The sequence below is a fragment of the Paenibacillus solanacearum genome (assembly GCF_910593845.1).
GTDB lineage: Bacteria > Bacillota > Bacilli > Paenibacillales > NBRC-103111 > Paenibacillus_G > Paenibacillus_G solanacearum.
This window is the reverse complement of sequence record NZ_CAJVAS010000059.1, coordinates 1-17928: the sequence shown is the minus strand read 5'-3', so window position 1 is coordinate 17928 and position 17928 is coordinate 1. Positions and strand designations below refer to the sequence as shown.

Sequence of the window (17928 nt, the reverse complement as noted above, 5' to 3'; positions counted from 1 at the left end):
AGGAAGGCGCATCACTCTTACAAGGCTGTGTGAAATCAAAAAAAGTCCAAACGCGCTGAAAAATATCCATTGTTGCTTGACTCAAACTCGCGTAAAATATTTCTTTGAATGATAATAATTCTCATTGAAAGGAGAGTTTGGCGTGGATGTTCTCAGGAGACGGTTATGCACTGTCGTTCTAACGGTGCTGCTCCTATCGGTGCTGGCAGCCTGCGTTCCGAACAAGCAGGAGGCTGCGCCTTCTGCGGCGGATCGTGAAGCGGAGAAGGGGATGACACCAGCAAGCCGTATATATACCGATACCGTAGGCCGAAAGGTCGAGATTCCGTCAAAGCCGAAGCGGGTCGTGGCTCATTTTTATGCACCGGAAATGGTGTCGCTGAACGGTACGATGGTCGGGACCAACTTCGCCAACGCTCGTCAGGTACTGAAAGCGGAGCAGTTGAAGGGGGTTGAGGATGTTGGCGGCCAAGGGTCGTCTCCCAGCTTGGAAAAGGTACTTTCCCTTGGTCCCGATCTGATCATCGTGCCCGATTTTCTGGATACGGCTACGCTGGAAGGGCTGTCGAAAGTCGCACCGACCGTAACGATGCCCTATAGCAGCGATGTATTCAGCAGAATAACAGCGCTGGGCGATATTATCGGTAAGCCGGATGAGGCAGCCGCCTGGATCAAACGCTACAAAGACAAGTCGGAACAAAAGAAAAAGGAGCTTGCTCCGCTCGTGGCCAAAGGTCAAACTGCTTCAGCCTTTGTCGTGTTTCAGGATAAGCTGCTGTATCTTTACGGACCGCAGCGGCTGGGACCGACGATGTACGATGCGCTCGGCTTCAAGCCGCCGGAAGCGGTGAAGCGTCTGTTCGCCGCGAAAGAAAATGAAAATAAGCTTTGGTTGACCATTTCCCGGGAGACCTTGCCGGAAATGGCGGGCGATCATATTTTCCTGGTTACGCAGGACGCCAACGAAGCATCTCGCCAAGGCGTCGAGGAATTAATGCAAAGCTCCATCTGGAAAAGCCTGCCCGCTGCCAAAAACGGCCAAGCTTACGTCGTTAGCAACCGCTGGGCTTTTAACGATTCGGTTACGCTGGAGTGGCTTCTGGACGAAATGTCCAAAGTGTTGAAGACCAAACCGTAAGCCATGCCTGACGAGCTGAACAAAAATGAGTAGGAATTGGAGCTTACCGCCAATGAAGCGCGAACCATCAGAACGATCCTCCCGTCCGATTCCCAGCTTGTCGCTGCTCGACATCACGATCCTTTGTCAAGATGAGAGGAAGCTGTATAGTCAGCAGTGCGAACATTATTCAATCTGGTGGATCAAGCCGTGTGGGGCGAACCTGGAAATCGATGGCGAGATGCACGCGATTGGTCCCGGCGGCTGCGTGATCATACCTCCCCGCACGGCTGTCCGGCTGCAGCCGGATGTCTCTATGGACGGGAAACTGGAGGTATATGATTTTCGGTTCACGGCCAATGAGGCGGCCGCGGCGCTCATCGGGCAAGCGTTAATGGTATTTTCCGCTTGCGCGGAGTGGGCTGCCGGCATCGGCGTTTTGCTGGATCAATGGGAGGCGGTGGACGGGCTTGTGCTGCTTCGGCTTCAGGCGCGGTTTCAGGAGCTGGCCGTGCTGCTGCTCGAGCAACGACAGGCATGCACCCCGCTCGGCGTTGAGCGGGAAGTGGAGGAGACGATTCATTATTTGAACCGCGAATATGCGAAGGATATCCGAATCGAGAAACTGGCGGAACGAACGGCGCTGAGCCGATGGAAGTATAACGACATGTTCAAAGCAATGACCGGCAAGACGCCGGTGCAATATTTGACCGAGCTGCGGATTGACCGGGCCAAACAGCTGCTGGTCGGCTCCGGCCAGCGCTTGAAGGAGATTGCCGAGCAGACTGGCTTTCGAGATGAATACTATTTCAGCAGACGATTCAAGCAATCTGTCGGGGTGTCGCCGACCCGGTTTGTCCGTATCCAATCCCGCGCTGCGCGAATTTGTTCCTTGCATTCGCTCGGCGATCTGCTGCCGCTTGGGATTGTGCCCATAGGGACGGACCGTAACTTGGCGGAACAGGGCTGCGCAGAGACGCGGAATATTCAATCCATGGAGGAGCCGCTGGATATGGAGAAGCTGCTTGCCCTGCAGCCCGATCTGATTGTATGTCCCAGTTATATGCCCAGACAGCATTATGACTGCTTGGCCGCGATTGCCCCCACCGCGCTATGGGATTGGCAGGACGACATTTATGTGCGTCTGGGCAAGCTGGGTCGGCTGCTCGGCAGAAGCGCCAAGGCCAAGGAATGGATTGAAACGTACCGGAACAAGGCGCTTAGCGCACGCCGGAAGCTAGAGGCTTACGTGCAGCCAGGGGAGAGCGCGGCAGCTTTTGTGTATTGCCGCAAAGGACTGTACGTTTACGGCGGCCATAATTTCGGTCATACGTTATATGAAGGGCTTGGCTTTGTTCCTCCGGACCCGGTCCGGACGCTGATGGCTAAGGAAAAGCCGCTGAAATGGCGAAAAATTTCACCGGAAGACCTTCCCCTATATGCGGGAGACAGGGTATTCATGGCCGTCGAGAACCAAGACAGAAGCAGCAGGCCATTTCTGGAAATGCTGAAGAGCGAAACCTGGAACCGTCTGCAGGCCGTTGTGAATCAGCGTGTCTATATCGTGGAGCGGCGCTGGGGCCTTTACGATGCGTTGACGTTGGAGCGCCATCTCGATGAAATGCTGCTGCTGCTGACTCGGTGAGCTTCCTTCCCCGCACGGAATTTAGATTCGGCGAGCGGGTGTAGAAGCAACCCGCTGCCGCTTAGTCAGCAGCAGCGGGTTGGCAACGGCAAGCATCGCATTGTTCACCCAAGCGCTCAGCCGTTTATACCGGGATCAGCGGCGCTATGCTTTGTGCCAGAGAGGCGGCCGGACGCCCGAGTAATCGTTCCAAATCGTCGGAGGTCGATGAAGTATCGATCTTGCTTAAGAACCCGTAGATCCAATGCCGGACTTCGGGGTCCGGGTACAGGGAGACGGTCTGAGCGGCATGGCTCGATAAAGCGGCCGCCAAATCTTCAAAGGTCCACGGCGTGGGCGCGGTGAGCTCGTAGATTCGGTTATGATGTCCGGATTCGGACAGGACGGCTGCGCTGGCATCGGCGAGATCTTGGCGCGTGACCGAGTTGAACTTCCAATCTCCAGGGGCGATGCGAAGCGTCCCCTTCGTTATCGCTTCGTGCAAGTCGAGCGCTCCTACAAAATCGGTGTACAGCGCGTTCCGCAAAAAAGTAAAGGGGATTCCGGCAGCCCGGATCGCATGCTCTGTAGCGAGATGCAAAGGAATGGGCGGACCGGATCCTTGCTCGGGGAACGCAAAGCTGGTGTACAGCATATGCGCCACCTTCGATTTTTTCGCCGCTTCAATGACATGGGCATGCTGGCGCAAACGCACGGTATCGTCGTGATGCGAGCTTGAGATGAATAGCAGCTTGGAGACTCCTGCGAACGCGGGCTCAAGCGATGCGGGCTGATCGTAATCGCAAAGCCGGACGGAAATTCCTTGTTCCGCATACGGTTGCCCTGATTCAAGACGGCGAACGCCGGCGATGATGTGTTCCGGCGGCATCTTCGATAAAAGCCGGTTGATGACCAAGCGGCCTAATTGGCCGTTAGCTCCTGTAATGAAAATCGACATGGGTGGCACCCTTCCTTCTTTTAGTTAAGGACTTAACTAAATGGCTGAAAAAAGCTGCGGTTGCTTATTTTTCAACAGAAGCTTTATTGGAGGCATGCAAGTGTTGAACAGCCTTCCAATCAGAAGCTTCTTAATTTATGCAACAGGACGAGGAGCTGATTCAGTTCCTGTTCGTTCAGCACTTGCATCTTTTCCATGATCACCTGCCGATTGCCGGGCAAATATTGCCGTAAGAGATTCTCGCCTTCGCTTGTAATGGATAGGACCCACTTTCTGCCGTCGCTCGGATGAGGATGCCGGCGAAGGAGTCCTTCGTCTTCCAGAGGAATGAGAAGCAGGCTAATATTCGACTTGGTTACTCCGATTTTTTGGGCCAGCGTTGATGGGAGGATGGTACCTCCCTCCTTCATGATTTCAACCAATATTCGAATTCGGGCGCCATGGAGCCCTTGGGACTGCCAATATTTCTCCGAGACTTCGACCAGTCTGGCTGTTGTCTCTACGAGCGCGAAGAAAGCTTGATTGTGCAAGGGCAAATCGAGCACGTATTGCTGCAGGTCTTCCTTCTGCATGGGATGGCCTCACCATTCTCTCATATTAGTTAAGTGCTTAACTAAATCTACTGTACAAAAGCTTGCGGGGAAAGTCAATCCATTCCGGGGAAAAAAACGCCGCGGCGGCGAATGAGATCATAGAAGCTGGGGGACATTTGATTTAAGCCATCGGTACGGGACATTATATGAACTTGTAGTTATATAACCAATATGTTATATTGTGGACAGGAAGGAGAACGAGGAGCCGTGCTTGATACTTATGCAATCATCGCTGAACCGTCTCGCAGACGCATTATGGACAGGCTCTTGCAGTCCGATTCCAGCGTCAATGAACTGGTCCGGGACCTTGATCTGTCGCAGCCGCTCATATCCAAGCATTTGCGGACGCTCCGCGAAAGCGGGCTTGTACGGGTGCGGATTGAAGCGCAGCGCCGCATCTATTCCATCGATCCTCGTCCCCTTGCCGAGGTCGACGAGTGGCTCAGCGCCTACCGGATGACGTGGAATCGGCATGTTGACGCCTTGGTTGAACATCTCGACCAAAAGAAAAAATCACGGGAGGGAAACGAATCGTGAATTCCAAAGCTTCCTACAATCCCCGTCTTACGCAAGACGGCGACGAATGGATACTTGTGCTCGAACGATGGGTGGAACATAACTGCGAGGAGGTATGGGCCGCGTTAACCGAAGCCGATCAAGTCCCGAGCTGGGGACCGTTTACAACCGATCGGAATCTCACCTCGGCCGGTCCGGTACGGCTGGCTCATATCGATATGCCCGAGGAAGATGTGCGGGATGGATATGTACTGGAGGTTGATGCGCCGTACTTGCTTGTTTTTCGCTGGGGTGACGACGTGCTGCGCTGGGAGCTGAGCCGCGATGGAGACCGGACGCTGCTCGTGCTGCTGCACCGGTTTGCGGACCGTCAACAAGCGCCTTCCTATGCGGCGGGATGGCATCTTTGTCTGGAAGGGCTTGCCGGCATATTGGCCGGAAAGAAGATGCCCCTAATGGTAGGGCATAATGCCTACCAGCATGGCTGGAAGGCATTGTACGTGAAATATGCGGCGCAGTTGGGAATTCCGCTATCGTAATAAGGTACTCTGACGATCGTCACGATCTCAACGAAAAGAGGGAACGGATATGAACAATGTTTCCAACATGAGAATATATAAGCCTGCGCATGAAGTGTTCGAAGCGATCGTAGATCCCGTCCAGATCGGAAACTTCTGGTTCTCGTCCAGCTCTGCGCGATGGGAGCAAGGGAAGACGGTAACATTGAAATACGACGAATACGGGGCGGAAGGCGATATCCGCGTGATCGAGATCGTCGAAGACCGGAAGATTGTGTTTGAGTGGGATTACGGCGCTGCCGCGCATGTGGTTACGATGACGCTGAACGAAGCGAATGACGGAAGCACGGTGATCGAAGTGAACGAGGAAGGCTTTGATGAAACGGATGAGCACTTGATCGAGCTGCTGATCGGCAACAAAGAAGGCTGGGTTTATATGCTAACGTGCCTGAAAGCTTATTTGGAATTTGGCGTTACGACGTTAAGAGCGGGACTTGTAAAAGAATGACGCGTCCCTGCATTCCGGGTCCGCTTGCATTTTGCCGCTGCTTGCAGGCAATATTATATTGGGAGTATTCCATAAGCAGGAAGGGGCATTGGCATTGAATCAGGAACAGTTGAATCGCATTCATACGGGTAAAGGCTTCATCGCGGCACTGGACCAGAGCGGCGGAAGCACGCCCAAGGCGCTGCTGCAGTATGGCGTTCAGGAAAGCAGCTATGCTAACGAGGAGCAAATGTTTGAGCGGGTCCACGACATGAGGACGCGCATTATAAAAAGTCCGGCATTTGACGCGAAGTATATTTTAGGCGCGATATTATTCGAAAATACGATGGACCGCATGATCGACGGGCAGTTTACCGCGGATTATTTGTGGGAACGCAAAGGCATCGTGCCCTTTTTGAAGGTCGACAAAGGGCTCGACGAGCTGAAGGACGGCGTGCAGCTCATGAAGCCGATGCCCGATCTGGATAGCCTGCTCCAGCGCGCGGTAGACAAGCATATTTTCGGGACAAAGATGCGCTCGGTCATTAAAGAAGCGAACCCGGCAGGTATCCGGAGCGTCGTAGAGCAGCAGTTTGACGTAGGCAAACGCATCGTATCGATGGGGCTCGTTCCGATCATTGAGCCGGAGGTCGATATTTACAGTGCGGATAAGAAGCAATCGGAGCAGCTGCTGAAGGAAGAGCTTCGCAAGCAGCTCGCTGCCCTGAGCAGCGACACCAAAGTGATGCTGAAGCTGTCGATTCCGACGGAAACGGATTTTTACCGCGATTTGATGGACGACCCGCATGTGGTTCGCATTGTCGCTTTATCTGGAGGGTACGGCCAAGCGGAAGCGAATGAGAAGCTAGGCCTTCACCACGGCTTGATCGCCAGCTTCTCGCGGGCTTTGTCGGAAGGGTTAACCGCTCAGCAGTCGGACGAGCAGTTCAACGCCATGTTAGCTCGTTCCATCCAGTCGATCTATGAGGCATCCATCACCTGATGCATGACCGCCGCATACGCCGCTTGCTACCAGCCCTCGGGCTTAGGCGCAGGCGGCTTCTTTATGTTCGGCGGACAAACGGATTGCGGCGGATCATTTCAATCAAGTGGCTTGCCGCGGCGGATAGCGGTTCCCGCTTGCGCGTGCAGATCGCGATCATGTTCCGCAGATGAATGCCTTCCACGTGCACGCGGCACAGCTCGCCCCGATCCACGTAGTCTCGCACGACGAGCGAAGAGACGAAGTTGGCGCCATAGCCGGCCACCACGGCCTGGATCGCTTCATGCAAGCCGTTGAACTGCAGCGTAATCCGCGGAGAAGGAGCGTTATACGTTCGGCAGAGCGCAAGCAGCCTTTCGCGCGTGGAGCTGCCTTCTTCCCGCATCACGAACGGCTCCTTCACCATATCTGCGAGCGAGATCGTCTGATTGGCATAGCGATGGCCTGGAGCGACGACAAACCACAGCTCATCGTGAAACAAATGCTCGGTCTCAATCGTGTCCGGGTACGCTTCGGGCAAGCCGCCGTAGATCGCCAGATCGACCTCGGCGTGAAGCAGCTTATGGAGCGCGTCGCTGGAATTGGTCGTCGTAATCTCCATTTCGACCTGCTCGTACTGCTGCTTGAATTTGGCGATCCAGGTCGGTATCAAATAATGGGCCGGCAAGTACGTGGCGGCAATATGAATATGACCCATGGCGCCTGCGGCGTAATCCTGCGCATACTGCTCGATTTGCTGCTCGACGGCAAAAAGCCGCTTCGCCAGCATAGCGATCGTCTCGCCTGCGTCAGTCAGCGCGATTCCGCGGCCCTGCGGCTTGAGGAGCGTAAGGGATAGCTCTTTCTCGAATTTTTTTACCTGTGCCGTAATGGCGGGCTGACTGATGTTCAGCAGCTCGGAAGCGCGAGTGACGCTGCCGGTCGCGGCGATCACATGAAACAAGCGCAAGGCATGCAGATTCATGGCCGTACTCCTTATCCATAGAATCATACTTAAAATATATAGGTCGTACAAAACTATATATTATATTTATGATTATAAGTCATTTAAACTGAAAGCAGAAGTTCAAATGACGATAAGGAGAAGTGATCGATATGACTTCACTAGAAACCTGGAGCAAGGTCGATACCTATATTACGAAGCGTCTCCACCCGCAGGACGACGTGCTGGAGCAGGTGCTGGCCGCAAACCGGAAGGCGGGTCTCCCGGAGATCGACGTCTCCCCGAATCAGGGGAAACTGCTGCACATTTGGGCAAGAATGCAGCGGGCCGAGCGTATTCTCGAGATCGGCACGTTAGGCGGGTACAGCACCATATGGCTTGCACGGGCGCTGCCGGAAGGCGGCCGTTTGGTTACCCTCGAGCTGAATCCTGGATTTGCCGAGGTGGCCTGCTCCAATCTTGCGCTTGCCGGCCTCGACCATTTGGTGGAAGTTCGCGTTGGCGCGGCGCTGGATCAATTCACCTTGCTCGAGCAAGAGCAGGCGGAGCCGTTCGATCTCATCTTCATCGACGCCGACAAGCCGAACAATCCCGCCTATCTGCAGTGGGCGCTTCGCTTTTCCCGGCCGGGGACCGTCATCATCGGCGATAATGTTGTGCGCGGCGGGGAGATCATCGAGCAGTACAGCACCGACCCGCGCGTGCAAGGAGTCAGACAGTTTTACGACCTGCTGGGACAGCACCCAGACATCACCGCAACCGCGATCCAAACCGTGGGCAGCAAAGGATATGACGGCTTCGCCATCGGCATTGTAAACGGCTGAACTGTCGTTCCTCTAGGTTTCGATAACTACGATAATAAATAGCCTTCCTTTTCTGCTGTGTAGCGAAGCCTTGACGTTATAAATCAGGTAGAGTAGGATATAAATAAGAACAGGAGCCGGTGCCAGCCGACTCCCTGCATAACACTTGGGCGGGTACTCCTCCGAGTGGAAATACCGGAAAAGACTGAATAACCCGCATCCTTGGCGACTAAACTGGGCGGGTTATTTACGTCTCAAGAACGTCAGCAGCGCGAGAATAAACATCCCGAATACCAACAAATCGTTAAACGTAAAAAGATGCATAGGCATGACCTCTTTTCCGGAGGATGCCTGCCGCCCAATTTCAGTTCTACACCCATATTATATGTATAGGTCGTCCATATGGACGGCTTTTTATTTTATCTGGAGGGTGAACGCGGATAGGCAGGACCCACCTTGCACATACGGAGATTGACGGGCTACGAAGCAGCGAAATCGCTTCGCGACCGCACAGCCCTTTTCACCAATGGAAAAGGTTGGAGACGGTAACTGGTTGACGAGGGGGAGTATGGAGGATATAATGAACGAGTGATTTAGTAAATTACTAAATTAGTAAATGAATAATTGAAAAGAGGCTCTCAAGATGAAAATTCCAACGACATTAAAACATAAGCCTGTCATCGTATCGGATAATTATGAGCAGGTTGACGGCCGGATGGCCAATCATACGGATGCCAAAGGCCTTTCATTGGGGCTGGCTCAATGGAACGATCGGGGAAAAGTCGATATTTCGGCCAAAGTATGGCGATATACCGGAGAGAAGTGGTCGCGTCAATCGGAAGAGCTGCCGCTGCATCGCGTCCTCGATTTGTCGATCCTGATCTGCCGCTCGCTGGAGCATTTCCGCGAGGCGTACCGTTACGAGCATATGTACGACCCGAATCAACCGCTGATCGATCGCGTCGGTTTGCAGGGAGATGCAATGAACGTCGCCATATGTACGGACAATGACAAAATTAACGAGGATATCAAGCTGTTCAGCCAAGCGCTCAGCGACGACGGCGAGCTGCTCGGGGAAAGGCTTCGCACGCTGTCGAGCTTGTTGAAGGAAATGGGCTACTAAGCATCGGCCTGGCGCCGGTTAACATCGCGGGAGGAGACGAGAAGATGGATAAGAGCAAGCGCAAGGAGCTGCTGGAAGAGTTCAAGCAGATCAAGACTTATATGGGTGTCATCCGCATCACGAACAAAGTGAACGGCAAAATGTATATCGACAGTCATTCGAATTTGAAAAACAAATGGATGACGATTACGATGCAGCTCGACATGGGCAGGTTCGCCAACGCGCAGCTGCAAAAGGAATGGAAGGAATTCGGGTCCGATACGTTCTCATATGAAGAATTGGAACGCAAGGATACGGAGAAAGTGACCGATATGCGCTGGGAATTGAAGCAAATTCTCAAGCCGTGGTTTGAGCAGCTGCAGCCCTATGGGGACAAGGGATACCACAAGGTTCCCGCCGAATAACGGCCTGGAAAGCAATAGGCTGATCTTGAAGGAGGATAAGCATGAATATATCTCAAGTAGCAAGCGGCAAAGGCCCTATCGCCCTCGTAAGCGGCAGTGAGATCGTGATTAGTGACGTTCAGTCCGCGCTGGATCTTATGGCAACGGTTCGATATGAAGCGGATAGCGACCGCATCGTCATTCATAAATCGCTGCTGAACGAGCATTTTTTCGACCTGAAGACGCGGCTGGCCGGGGACATTCTCCAGAAGTTTATCAATTACCGCGCAAAGGTCGCTTTTGTTGGCGATTTCTCGGAATACACAAGTCGCAGCTTCAAAGACTTCATGTATGAATGCAACAGCGGCAAAGATATATTCTTTCTGCCGACGGAGCAGGCAGCGATCGATAAGCTGGGCTCCATTTAAAACCTTCGCCGCCGCTTATAACGCGGGCGGCATGCGCCTTCGATCCGCTCCTTAACCGCCGAAGCCGCGGGTACAGGAACAGCAGCGCCCGAATCATCGCCTTTGCCCTGGCGAATCGGCAACACAGGCCGCTGTAGGGAGGAGCGGAGTACCAACCATTGTACCGAAGTTAGATGAATATAGCCTGAAAATAAGCTGAAAGTTAATGGATGACCGCTGCGACCGCCCTTCCCGGGGCGGTTTTGTTGTTTTGTCTTCTTTCTCGATTTTGCCACATCGGCTCGGGAATAGCGCCAAGCTATTTTGCAAAAACTTTGTTCGACAGCTTAATCCACTACATTTTTATAGTCGGGAGGTCTTATTATTAAAAAGCTACTCGTTCTTGCCGCACTGCTAGCCGTTGCCGGATGTACGGGCCAAAATACGGCGAAAAAGCAAGCCGCGGCCGATCAGACCAAGGTTACGGCGCCGAATAAGGCTCAATCCTTCACCCAAGCATCGTCCATATCAACATCGGGCGCGGGAAGTTCAACGATCAAGATCAAGCAGGCCCCTGCCGATACGACCAACTGGATGGACTGGTTCAATCGGTTGAACGGAACGGGACCCGCCCCGGCGAACCCTTCCGCGAATGCGCCGCAGACGTATACCCCACAGCAGCCTTCGGCAGTTCCGCAACAGCCGTATACTCCGCAGCAGCCTTCGCCGCAGCCGTATAACCCGCCGCAGTCGGCCAATCCTCAGCAGTCATACGTACCGAAGCAGCCGGCGAATCCGCAGCCGTCCGCCGATGCCTCCCAATTTGCGCAGCAAGTATTGGATTTGGTGAATCAGGAACGCAAAAAGGCAGGCTTGAGTCCGCTCAGCATGCACAGCGGGCTGAACAAGGTGGCGATGGCCAAAGCGCAGGATATGTATAACAACAACTACTTTGACCATCAGTCTCCGACGTACGGCTCGCCGTTCGATATGATGAAGTCGTTCGGGATCACTTACAGCACGGCGGGAGAGAACATTGCCAAAGGCCAGACGAGCCCGGCCGAAGTGATGAACCAGTGGATGAACAGCCCCGGTCACCGGGCTAATATTTTGAACAGCAGCTATACGCAGATCGGTATTGCTTATTATAACTCCGAATGGGTTCAAGAATTTATCGGATAAAAAGAAATCACAAATATCCGCAGCAGCTTGTCCCCCTTGGGGCATTCGTCCGACACGTCCATGCGACGTGTTTTTTTCTTTTGTCCTGTAAACGGAAAGGCAAAGGTAAGGGCAGCAGCGGCAACGGCTCCCCCAGCTGTCGCTCACACGTTCAACATCGGCTTTCTTGACGGGACGCAGCCATGCGAAGAACCAACGCATGCCGCAGGAGGCGGTCGCCAGCTTAGTCATACGCTTCAAGACGAATACATAAGTTGTAAAATAAATGCGACCGCACGGGCGTGTGTCCACCGGTTGTACGGCTTGGGCTGGGCCTTTTTGCGCTTGTGAAAGCCAGGAAAGGAGAAAAGGAGCGATGTCTGTTCAAGAAACGGAAGAAGCGGGCGTGCTTGCGATCGGGTCCGGGCCTATGCTGCTGTCGCTTGTGAAAGCCTGGTTCGAATCCGGCGCATCCCGGCTCGCAGTGTGTGTCACCGGCTCACAGCCTGCCGATGCGGCCGTTCTCTCACAGCTTGGGGAAGACGCGCGGCGCGGCGGCAAGGAAGCTTTGCTGCAGATCGCGACAGCATCGGACGGCGGTGAGCGCGATTGGCGGACGCTTGTGCGGCCGTACTCGTTTGTTTTGTACGTATCGTCTTCGGGAGATGTGGAAGAGCTTCGGCAGCTTCAGCATGCCTGCGCAGCGGAAGGCAAATCGATGCTGCCTGCCGTTGTGCTGCAAGGCATCGGCATGGCAGGTCCGCTGCTTCGGCCTGACGGGAGCGGCTTATGGGAGTCGGCGTGGAGACGCCTCCATTCGTCTGTATTTCCAGCGGATGAGACGCCGCGTCCATGCTACGAATCTGCTCTTGCGTTGTTGTCGTATATGCTGGTGCATGAATGGCAGTTGGTGACTGCGGGAGCGAAGGAGCCGAACTGTGTGGATGCATGTTACGTGATGGAGCTGGATGCATTCACCGGAAGCTGGCATCCGGTGCTGCCGCATCCGCTGGCATCCGGCTTGGAGGCGGTCCGTCCGGCGGCATTTGAGCTTGGCTTGGAGGCCGACCTCGACCCTGCCGAACCGGAAGCATGGTTTGCCGCATTGCAGCGGCTGACTTCGCCGGTCACCGGCGTATTCCATGCATGGGAGGAGGCCGATCTGATCCAACTGCCGCTGGCACAGTGTCTCGTGCAGCCTGTGGACCCGCTGGCGGAGGGAGCGGCGGGGCTGCTGCCGCCGCTTGTGCGCAGCGGCTTGACGCATGAGGAGGCGAGGCGCGAATCGGGCTTGGCCGGACTGGAAGCCTATGCCCGGCGCATGCTTCCGCTCTTTTTCCCCGAAAGGCCGGCATCGCGGCTCGGGCATATCGGCATCGGCGCGGGATGCACCGCCGCCGAAGCGATGGGACGAGGCCTTGTCGACTGCTTATCCCGAATGTGGAATCGGCGGCAAGCTTCCGCCCGGCGGCGGGCTTCGCCGATCCGATGCACGCAGATCGAAGATGCGCGCTGCCGGTATTATTGGCAAGCGCTGCAGTTGACCGGTGGAGATCCCCGGATTGTCTCCGGCGAGCCGCTGTTCGGTTTTCCGGTGCTGTGGGTGAATTCGGGCTCGTCATGGTACGGCAGCGTCGAACTGCACGCGACCCTCGCGCTTCGCCGCTCGCTGCAGAAGGCGCTTGCCCGGACGGATGCGGCAGCGTCAGGACCGGATATCGTTAGTGAGCCGCCGGAGCAAGCGGTCGCGTTTGGCGGCGTCGAGTCGCTGACGCATGCCGCCTTGCTGCGTTCAGCCGTAAGGCAGTTGGAGCATACAGGGAAACGCCTGGAGCTGTTCGACTTGAGAAATGAATCGTATCTCGGGACAGGACCGTTCGTCACGTACGCGGTTGCGATCGGAGAGGAGGGCTCCCCTTGAATACGGTAATCGTCATAGGGGCGGGGACGCTTGCGGATGAGGTTTGCAGCCGCTTGTCCGGCTTCCCGGTCATTCGCAGGCCGGATTTCGGCGAAGAGCTGCCGGAGGCTCGGCTGGCGTTGGTGGTGGAGGAGGAAGAGGGCGCCCCGTTGCGGGACGAAGCGCTGGAGAAGCTGGAGCCGCGGGGTATTCCATGGCTGTGCGCCTATATTTCCATGGGCGAAGGCGTTATCGGACCCCTGCATCGTCCGGAGCGGGCCGGCTGCCCGCAATGTGCGGAAACACGCCGCTCCTTGGCGGGAAGCAACCGTCAAGAAGCGGAGGAGTCGTTGATGCGGCTCGTTTCGCCCGATTACGTTCCCGGCTATGCCGATGCGGTATCACTGCCGGGACTCGGCTATATGGCCCAGATGATTGCCGAGGAAGCGGCCAAGGTGCTGCGGGGCGACAGACCGAATACGGATAATGGATACATGTATTTGATTCAGCTTCGCGATCTAAGCGCGTCGCTTCATTATATACTGCCTGACAGCGCTTGTCCGGTGTGCGGCCGATTGCCAGACGATACGCCGGAAGTGGCGCAAATCCGGCTCCAGCCCAGCCTTAAAGTCGGAGACAGCTTCCGCTGCCGTGCGAAGAACGAGCTGCGGCAGGTGTTGTTCAAGGAATACTGGGACCGCCGCACCGGCATGTTCAACGACAAGGGTGATGACCTGGTATCGGCGTTTGCCGGAGTGGCCGTCAATCTTCCGCTCGGATACCACGATGAAGTAACGGGAGGCCGCTCGCTTACGTATGCGGACAGCGGGCTTGCCGCTATTCTGGAAGGGCTGGAGCGGTTTTGCGGGATGACCGCCCGCGGCAAGCGAACGGTCGTGTCCGGCAGCTATTCCCGGCTGCGCGAAGACGCGATGGACCCCTCCAAGGTAGGACTTCATGCGCAGGAGCATTACGATGAGCCGGATTTTCCTTTTACGCCCTTCGACCCGGAGGCCGAGATCGATTGGGTATGGGGCTATTCGTTTGCGCAGCAGCGGCCGATTCTTGTCCCCGAGCTGCTCGCTTATTACTCTCTCGGCTTCGGCGGCGGCTTCGTGTACGAAACGTCGAACGGCAGTGCGGTGGGAGGAAGTCTGGAAGAAGCGATTTTGTACGGAATTTTCGAGGTGGTCGAACGGGATTCCTTCCTGATGACCTGGTATGCCCGTATGCCGGTGCCGCGGCTCGATTACCGTTCGTCCGGGGATCGGGAGCTGACAATGATGATTCAGCGGCTCGAAGCGGTCACCGGCTACCGGGTGCAGTTGTTCAATACGACGACGGAGAATGGCATTCCGAGCCAATGGGCGCTGGCCAAAGGCGAAGCGGCGCAAGGCGCGAATCTGGTGTGCGCGGCGGGGGCTCATCTCGATCCGGTGCGTGCGGCCAAAAGCGCCATATTCGAGCTGGCGGGTACGATTCCGATGGTCGAAATGCGCCGGAAGGAGCGGGGGGCGGAAGCCGAAGCGATGGCCGGCGATGCGCTGTTGGTGGAGCAGATGGAGGATCATGCGCTGCTGTACAGCTTGCCGCAAGTGGAGGAACGGCTGCGATTTTTGCTGGACGAAGCCCGCCCTGTTCATACATTCGCGCAATCGTTTCCGGCCGCTGCGGCACATCAGGATCTAACCGACGACTTGCGGCAGACGCTTCAAACGTTTCACAGCCTGCAGATGGATGTCATTGCGATCGATCAATCGTCCGGCGAGACGCTCCGCAACGGCTTGTACTGCGCGAAGGTGCTCATCCCCGGGATGCTGCCGATGACGTTCGGCCACCGCCTCCGCCGGCTGGCCGGTATGGACCGGTTGCTCGAGGTGCCGGCGAGGCTCGGCTACGCGCCGCGCCGGCTGACGCCGCAGGAGCTGAATCCTGATCCGCATCCGTTTCCTTAGGCGTATACCGGACACCTCGGAGCGATCGCCGTTATATTTGCACATTTTTGTCAAAGCGTCCAATCCCGAAGCGCGATCCTTTCATACACTTTAGCATAAACCAGGAGGGAGGGCGTTATTATGGGACTGGGACTTGGTGGAGTAGGTAGCTGCGCAGGCGCGTTTACGACTACGGGTGTAATTCTCGTGCTTTTCATTTTGCTGGTCATCGTTTCTCGTGCATTTGTCATCTAATTGCGATAGAGTCAGGGGCTCCTCCTGGCTCCTCCCTACATAGCGGGCGGCAGCGATGCCGTCTTTTTGTTATTCCGGCATGCTGCCGCAAATGATCTGCAGCTTTCCGTTTATGCTACAATGAACGAAGCAAGACTGCGAATCCCCCGGAAATCGAGGAATGAACATGTCCAAAGCGGAACATATGCTCAGCATCCTGATGCTGCTGCGCGCCCGGCGCAAAATGTCGGCAAATCAGCTGGCCCAGGAGCTGGAGATTCATATTCGCACCGTGTACCGGTGTATCGACGCCCTGTGCGTCAGCGGCGTGCCGATCGTAGCGGAAACCGGCCGCGACGGCGGGTACTATATTCCCGGGAACTTCAAGCTCGATCCGCTGTTCTTCGACGCGGACGAGCAGAAGTCGCTTCTCCATGCGGCCCAATTCGCCCGCGAGTCCGGCTATCCGTACGAGCAGGCGCTCAACCGGGCGGTAACCAAAATCAAGCGGTACACCGAGGCCGAGCAGTCCAGGCGGCTTGATGCGCAGGAGGCGCGGGTTGAGGTCGTCCATCCACCGGAAAATGCGCAGCTGGCTCCGAAGCTGCTGGCCATTGAGCAGGCGGCGGATGCGCAGACGAGCCTTGAGCTGGATTACTATGCGGGCTACGAAGGGGCGGGATCGACGCGCCGATTCGATCCTTACGGTCTCGTCAACTGGAAAGACAAATGGTATGCCGTCGGCTTCTGCCATTTGCGGGGCGAGATTCGTCACTTTCGCGTTGACCGCATCGGCGGCATCCGCGACGCTGGATCCGGGTTCGTGCGTCCGCCTTCTTTTTCCGCGAGGGACTCATTACTGGAAAGTTTGCTCCCGGAGACGGATACCGGGACGGACGCTTATCTCGTATCGGTTCATATTCAAGGACTTCCGCAGGCGATCAACGATTTATGCGGCCATTGGCTGTTTGCCCGTACGTTGGTCGAGCGTACCCCGGCTTCGGCGCATTTCAAGCTGGACGAGCAGAGCTTGTATATGCACGCGCCTTATTATTTGTTATCCTTCGGAGGGAAAATCCAAATATTGGAACCCCAGGATTTGAAAGAATGCTTGGCGGAAATCGCCGAATCGCTGGCGCAGCATTATCGAACGTAACGAGAAAACACTGGCCGGGTTTGTCAGTGTTTTCGTTCTATAATAACGGTATACGCAATCGAAGGAGGAACACGCAGATGATCGGCTCTACATTCAGACAGGCTGTGAAGGAAGCGACAGGATTGTCGTGGGAGCAATGGGTGACGCAGCTTCAACAGACGGTGGACTCGTTATGGTCGCACGAGCGGATCAAAGAGCACATTGGCGGGTACTACGGCGTCCCGGAGGAGTGGGCCGAATGGCTCGCCGCCATGTACGGCGAAGTATTGGGCCGCATCCCCGTCGGTGTGACGAAGGATGCAGGCGTTCAAATCGGCGTGCGAAGAACGATGGAGATGACGAAGGAGCAGGCATGGCATTTTCTGACCTCCCCGCAAGGCATGAAGCTCTGGATCGGGACTGTGTCCGCGATGCAGTGGCAAAAAGGGTATGAATTCGTCTCTGAAGAAGGAGTCTCCGGCAAACTGACGGTCGTTGTGCCGCTCCAGAAGCTTCGCATGACCTGGAAGCGCCCGGAGTGGGACAAGGCGTCACGGCTGCAAATATATTTGTTGTCGACAAGCTCAGGCAAGACGACGATCGCGCTGCATCAGGAGATGCTGGAGGACGTTTATATGAGGGATGTCATGAAGCGGCATTGGGAACAAGCGCTGGTCCATGTCAAAAACCATGCGGAGGCCGTGCAATGAACAAATTCAGCCATATCGATGTGAGGGTACACTCCTGGGAGCAAGCCCGCCCGTTCTATGAAAATATGCTTCACGCGTTAGGATTTTGCCGTACGTTTTCCGGGACCCTTGCGGCAATGCGTTCGAGATGGTCCATCGGCTAAATTAAAGCTCGCCTCCGGCGAATTGCATAGGTGTCCCGGTGTTTCAAGTCAGCTTGGCAATCGATAAGAAATGTCTTGCCTCGTTGTATGGTATATTGAGCCTGCGATACCAATCAAGGAGCCATTCCTGTAATGAAGTAATTTGAGCTTTGAACGCAAAAAGCCCCTCTTGTATACTGGGAAACGTTCCGGCAAGAACAAAACCCACATACGAAAGAGGCGCTCAAAATGAAGTA

General features: G+C 55.5%; 20 protein-coding genes. 17 read left to right on the top strand and 3 right to left on the bottom strand.

The annotated features are described in order from the left end of the window. Window positions 1–142: 142 nt before the first annotated feature. Window positions 143–1138: an ABC transporter substrate-binding protein gene (locus KXG62_RS31380; protein WP_218095952.1), complete on the top strand. Its 996-nt coding sequence runs from the start codon at window positions 143–145 to the stop codon at window positions 1136–1138. Window positions 1139–1190: 52 nt separating this feature from the next. Then, window positions 1191–2762, top strand: a complete 1572-nt coding sequence (locus KXG62_RS31375; protein ID WP_218095951.1) for a helix-turn-helix domain-containing protein — start codon at window positions 1191–1193, stop codon at window positions 2760–2762. 124 nt (window positions 2763–2886) lie between these two features. On the opposite strand, the gene KXG62_RS31370 is transcribed toward KXG62_RS31375, so the two are convergent. After that, window positions 2887–3699 (bottom strand): NAD(P)H-binding protein, encoded by an 813-nt coding sequence (locus KXG62_RS31370; RefSeq protein WP_218095950.1) that lies wholly within the window; start codon window positions 3697–3699, stop codon window positions 2887–2889. A gap of 119 nt (window positions 3700–3818) precedes the next feature. Continuing rightward, entirely contained in the window at window positions 3819–4271 is a 453-nt protein-coding gene (locus tag KXG62_RS31365) for a MarR family winged helix-turn-helix transcriptional regulator (RefSeq protein ID WP_218095949.1), read from the bottom strand. Between the two features lie 228 nt (window positions 4272–4499). Here KXG62_RS31365 and KXG62_RS31360 point away from each other — a divergent pair, with 228 nt between their 5' ends. The 4 genes from KXG62_RS31360 to KXG62_RS31345 all read left to right on the top strand — a co-directional run bounded on the left by KXG62_RS31360 (window position 4500) and on the right by KXG62_RS31345 (window position 6816). After that, the gene (locus KXG62_RS31360) at window positions 4500–4829 is read left to right on the top strand and encodes an ArsR/SmtB family transcription factor (RefSeq protein WP_246627729.1); all 330 of its coding nucleotides are present in this window, start codon (window positions 4500–4502) and stop codon (window positions 4827–4829) included. Then, window positions 4826–5347, top strand: a complete 522-nt coding sequence (locus KXG62_RS31355) for an SRPBCC domain-containing protein (protein WP_218095947.1) — start codon at window positions 4826–4828, stop codon at window positions 5345–5347. The genes KXG62_RS31360 and KXG62_RS31355 overlap by 4 nt, the downstream gene beginning before the upstream one ends. Window positions 5348–5396: 49 nt before the next feature. Next, window positions 5397–5834: an SRPBCC family protein gene (locus tag KXG62_RS31350; RefSeq protein WP_218095946.1), complete on the top strand. Its 438-nt coding sequence runs from the start codon at window positions 5397–5399 to the stop codon at window positions 5832–5834. Between the two features lie 94 nt (window positions 5835–5928). After that, the gene (locus KXG62_RS31345; protein ID WP_218095958.1) at window positions 5929–6816 is read left to right on the top strand and encodes a fructose bisphosphate aldolase; all 888 of its coding nucleotides are present in this window, start codon (window positions 5929–5931) and stop codon (window positions 6814–6816) included. 61 nt (window positions 6817–6877) lie between these two features. On the opposite strand, the gene KXG62_RS31340 is transcribed toward KXG62_RS31345, so the two are convergent. Next, on the bottom strand, window positions 6878–7780 hold the full coding sequence (locus tag KXG62_RS31340; RefSeq protein ID WP_218095945.1) for a LysR family transcriptional regulator: 903 nt from the start codon (window positions 7778–7780) through the stop codon (window positions 6878–6880). A gap of 131 nt (window positions 7781–7911) precedes the next feature. Between KXG62_RS31340 and KXG62_RS31335 the strand changes: the two genes are divergently transcribed. From KXG62_RS31335 to KXG62_RS31290, 11 genes are all read left to right on the top strand, one after another. After that, on the top strand, window positions 7912–8583 hold the full coding sequence (locus KXG62_RS31335) for an O-methyltransferase (protein ID WP_218095944.1): 672 nt from the start codon (window positions 7912–7914) through the stop codon (window positions 8581–8583). A gap of 622 nt (window positions 8584–9205) precedes the next feature. After that, window positions 9206–9685 carry a DUF6530 family protein gene (locus KXG62_RS31330; protein WP_218095943.1) on the top strand — a complete coding sequence of 160 codons (480 nt, stop codon included), beginning with the start codon at window positions 9206–9208 and terminating at the stop codon, window positions 9683–9685. A gap of 44 nt (window positions 9686–9729) precedes the next feature. Continuing rightward, the gene (locus KXG62_RS31325) at window positions 9730–10089 is read left to right on the top strand and encodes a GIY-YIG nuclease family protein (RefSeq protein WP_218095942.1); all 360 of its coding nucleotides are present in this window, start codon (window positions 9730–9732) and stop codon (window positions 10087–10089) included. A 41-nt stretch (window positions 10090–10130) separates the two neighbouring features. After that, on the top strand, window positions 10131–10496 hold the full coding sequence (locus tag KXG62_RS31320; protein WP_218095941.1) for a DUF4180 domain-containing protein: 366 nt from the start codon (window positions 10131–10133) through the stop codon (window positions 10494–10496). Between the two features lie 363 nt (window positions 10497–10859). After that, a complete protein-coding gene (locus tag KXG62_RS31315; RefSeq protein ID WP_218095957.1) occupies window positions 10860–11657 on the top strand; it encodes a CAP domain-containing protein in 798 nt (265 codons plus the stop codon). A gap of 355 nt (window positions 11658–12012) precedes the next feature. Further along, complete coding sequence (locus tag KXG62_RS31310; RefSeq protein ID WP_218095940.1) at window positions 12013–13557, top strand: hypothetical protein; 1545 nt, start codon at window positions 12013–12015, stop codon at window positions 13555–13557. Continuing rightward, entirely contained in the window at window positions 13554–15491 is a 1938-nt protein-coding gene (locus tag KXG62_RS31305; RefSeq protein ID WP_218095939.1) for a TOMM precursor leader peptide-binding protein, read from the top strand. Before KXG62_RS31310 ends, KXG62_RS31305 begins: the two co-directional genes overlap by 4 nt. A 120-nt stretch (window positions 15492–15611) precedes the next feature. Further along, on the top strand, window positions 15612–15725 hold the full coding sequence (locus KXG62_RS34300) for a YjcZ family sporulation protein (protein WP_246627728.1): 114 nt from the start codon (window positions 15612–15614) through the stop codon (window positions 15723–15725). A 166-nt stretch (window positions 15726–15891) separates the two neighbouring features. Further along, complete coding sequence (locus KXG62_RS31300) at window positions 15892–16860, top strand: helix-turn-helix transcriptional regulator (RefSeq protein WP_218095938.1); 969 nt, start codon at window positions 15892–15894, stop codon at window positions 16858–16860. A gap of 77 nt (window positions 16861–16937) precedes the next feature. Continuing rightward, window positions 16938–17549: an SRPBCC domain-containing protein gene (locus KXG62_RS31295; RefSeq protein WP_218095937.1), complete on the top strand. Its 612-nt coding sequence runs from the start codon at window positions 16938–16940 to the stop codon at window positions 17547–17549. Next, complete coding sequence (locus KXG62_RS31290) at window positions 17546–17692, top strand: hypothetical protein (protein ID WP_218095936.1); 147 nt, start codon at window positions 17546–17548, stop codon at window positions 17690–17692. The genes KXG62_RS31295 and KXG62_RS31290 overlap by 4 nt, the downstream gene beginning before the upstream one ends. Window positions 17693–17928 lie beyond the last annotated feature (236 nt).

What these genes read in the sequence shown, in the direction of transcription:
- KXG62_RS31375 (WP_218095951.1), top strand. Translation starts at nt 1,191, where the DNA reads ATGAAGCGCGAACCATCAGAACGATCCTCCCGTCCGATTCCCAGCTTG.
- KXG62_RS31370 (WP_218095950.1), bottom strand. Translation starts at nt 3,699, where the DNA reads ATGTCGATTTTCATTACAGGAGCTAACGGCCAATTAGGCCGCTTGGTC.
- KXG62_RS31365 (WP_218095949.1), bottom strand. Translation starts at nt 4,271, where the DNA reads ATGCAGAAGGAAGACCTGCAGCAATACGTGCTCGATTTGCCCTTGCAC.
- KXG62_RS31350 (WP_218095946.1), top strand. Translation starts at nt 5,397, where the DNA reads ATGAACAATGTTTCCAACATGAGAATATATAAGCCTGCGCATGAAGTG.
- KXG62_RS31340 (WP_218095945.1), bottom strand. Translation starts at nt 7,780, where the DNA reads ATGAATCTGCATGCCTTGCGCTTGTTTCATGTGATCGCCGCGACCGGC.
- KXG62_RS31335 (WP_218095944.1), top strand. Translation starts at nt 7,912, where the DNA reads ATGACTTCACTAGAAACCTGGAGCAAGGTCGATACCTATATTACGAAG.
- KXG62_RS31330 (WP_218095943.1), top strand. Translation starts at nt 9,206, where the DNA reads ATGAAAATTCCAACGACATTAAAACATAAGCCTGTCATCGTATCGGAT.
- KXG62_RS31325 (WP_218095942.1), top strand. Translation starts at nt 9,730, where the DNA reads ATGGATAAGAGCAAGCGCAAGGAGCTGCTGGAAGAGTTCAAGCAGATC.
- KXG62_RS31320 (WP_218095941.1), top strand. Translation starts at nt 10,131, where the DNA reads ATGAATATATCTCAAGTAGCAAGCGGCAAAGGCCCTATCGCCCTCGTA.
- KXG62_RS31310 (WP_218095940.1), top strand. Translation starts at nt 12,013, where the DNA reads ATGTCTGTTCAAGAAACGGAAGAAGCGGGCGTGCTTGCGATCGGGTCC.
- KXG62_RS34300 (WP_246627728.1), top strand. Translation starts at nt 15,612, where the DNA reads ATGGGACTGGGACTTGGTGGAGTAGGTAGCTGCGCAGGCGCGTTTACG.
- KXG62_RS31300 (WP_218095938.1), top strand. Translation starts at nt 15,892, where the DNA reads ATGTCCAAAGCGGAACATATGCTCAGCATCCTGATGCTGCTGCGCGCC.
- KXG62_RS31295 (WP_218095937.1), top strand. Translation starts at nt 16,938, where the DNA reads ATGATCGGCTCTACATTCAGACAGGCTGTGAAGGAAGCGACAGGATTG.
- KXG62_RS31290 (WP_218095936.1), top strand. Translation starts at nt 17,546, where the DNA reads ATGAACAAATTCAGCCATATCGATGTGAGGGTACACTCCTGGGAGCAA.